Annotated in this window: 2 protein-coding genes; both read left to right on the forward strand. The window is 46.3% G+C overall.

Annotated elements, in window-relative coordinates; all coding sequences use genetic code 11:
* The first annotated feature begins 25 nt into the window (after positions 1 to 25).
* Positions 26 to 745, forward strand: a complete 720-nt coding sequence (gene rnc, locus Q0541_RS14640; RefSeq protein ID WP_298911442.1) for a ribonuclease III — start codon at positions 26 to 28, stop codon at positions 743 to 745.
* An 81-nt stretch (positions 746 to 826) separates the two neighbouring features.
* Positions 827 to 1,888: a Gfo/Idh/MocA family oxidoreductase gene (locus Q0541_RS14645; RefSeq protein ID WP_298911441.1), complete on the forward strand. Its 1,062-nt coding sequence runs from the start codon at positions 827 to 829 to the stop codon at positions 1,886 to 1,888.
* The last annotated feature ends 118 nt before the right edge of the window (positions 1,889 to 2,006 follow it).

Genomic DNA, 2,006 nt, shown 5'->3' on the forward strand with positions numbered 1-2,006 from the left:
CCTGCCCCCTGCCCCTTGTCATGTAATGCCCCTTGCCTATCCACGCCGTCAGCGCCAACTCGAAAGTTTAGTCCAAAAATTAGGTTTGTCGCTAGAAGCACCTATAAAGTGGGAACTGCTGGATTTAGCGCTAACTCATCCCACTGTCTCTGATTCGGCAAATTATGAACAGCTGGAGTTTGTTGGGGATGCGGTGGTGCGGCTGGTGTCGACTGTTGTGTTATGGGAAAATTATCCCGATTGTCCAGTAGGGGATTTTGCGGCAATTCGTTCGGTGTTGGTGAGCGATCGCATCCTCGCCCAATTGGCAAGAGTTTATGGTTTGGAGTTATACTTACTAGTTGCTGGTAGTGCTACTGCTGATAAAGTTGGTCTAGAGTCACGATTGGCAGATGCTTTTGAAGCAGTTCTAGGTGCGCTTTACTTAAGTACTCAAAATCTGGAACTAATCCGCTCTTGGTTAGATCCCCACTTCCAACAACTAACGACAGAAATTCGCCTCGATCCAGCCAGACTTAATTACAAAGCTGCTCTCCAAGAATGGACTCAGGCACAATTTAAAGTTTTACCAGAGTATCGCGTTGTGGAAGTCAGTCAACCGTACCGCAATCAAGAACGTTTCATGGCCGAAGTGTGGCTGCACGGAAATAAGCTAGGAGTTGGTAAGGGACGCTCGATCAAAACTGCTGAACAAGCCGCAGCTAAGGTAGCTTTTTTAGCAATTCCTAATCCGGAAAAACTCTGAGCTTAAAAGACGGGTGATTAGCCGATAATCAGTTGATTGTCATTTGTCCTTCGTCCTTTCAATACAAATGACAAATAACTAATGACAAACCAAATTAAAATTGCTGTTATCGGAGTTGGGCGTTGGGGAGTGCATTTGCTGCGGAATTTCTTAGCAGATCCCCAAGTAAATGTAGTTGCTGTAGTAGATCCCCATCCAGAACGATTAGCGGCGGTAAAGCAGCAGTTTAACTTAGATGAAAATGTAGTATTAACAACCCAATGGCAAGATTTAAAGAAAGTGCCAGGGTTGACAGGAGTGGCGATCGCTACTCCAGCTACCACCCACTATGCTTTAATTAAAGACGCTCTCCAACAGGGATACCATGTTTTGGCAGAAAAACCCCTAACTCTCGACCCAGCAGAATGTCGGGAACTTTGCCAGTTGGCAGAACAGCGTCATTTAATACTCATGGTTGACCATACCTATTTATTTCACCCAGCAGTTGAGCGAGGAAAAACTGTAGTACAAGCGGGTAAATTAGGAGATTTACGCTATGGCTACGCGACGCGCACCCATTTGGGGCCTGTTCGGCAAGATGTTGATGCGTTGTGGGACTTAGCTATTCACGATATTGCTATTTTTAACGCTTGGCTGGGTCAGATCCCTGTGAAAGTACAAGCAACGGGTACGGTGTGGCTACAGGGGCAAGCCAATAGGGAAATTACCCACTCTCCATCCCAAGGTTTAGCTGATCTAGTATGGCTAACACTGACATACCCAGATGGCTTTCAAGTTTATATTCATCTGTGCTGGCTGAATCCCGATAAGCAGCGACGGCTGGGGATTGTAGGTAGCCTTGGCAGCTTGATTTTTGATGAGATGTCGCGATCGTCACCTCTAACGCTGCTACATGGGGAGTTTGAACAGCAGGGCAATCAATTTATTCCGGTAAATCAAAGGCAGGTAGTGCTGGAATTAGAGCCAGGTGAACCATTGGGGCGAGTTTGCTCCGGCTTTGTTGTCTCTATTCTCAACAATACTCCCTCAGAGGTCTCCTCTGGCTGGGTAGGCACACAGTTAGTAGAAATTCTTGCTGCACTAACAGTATCTCTTGAGCAAGGCGGCAAACCTGTTTTTCTTAATAAGCGCTCTCAACTGTAATTTTCGGTTACAGCTATTTTCAGGTAAATAGACTACGCGGTAGGGGCACAGCATTGCTCATTGGTGTCAACTTAAGCTCAAAGCGTTGTCCCACATATCTTTTACCCCACCCTAACCC

Source organism: uncultured Nostoc sp., assembly GCF_937863485.1.
Taxonomy (GTDB): domain Bacteria; phylum Cyanobacteriota; class Cyanobacteriia; order Cyanobacteriales; family Nostocaceae; genus Nostoc.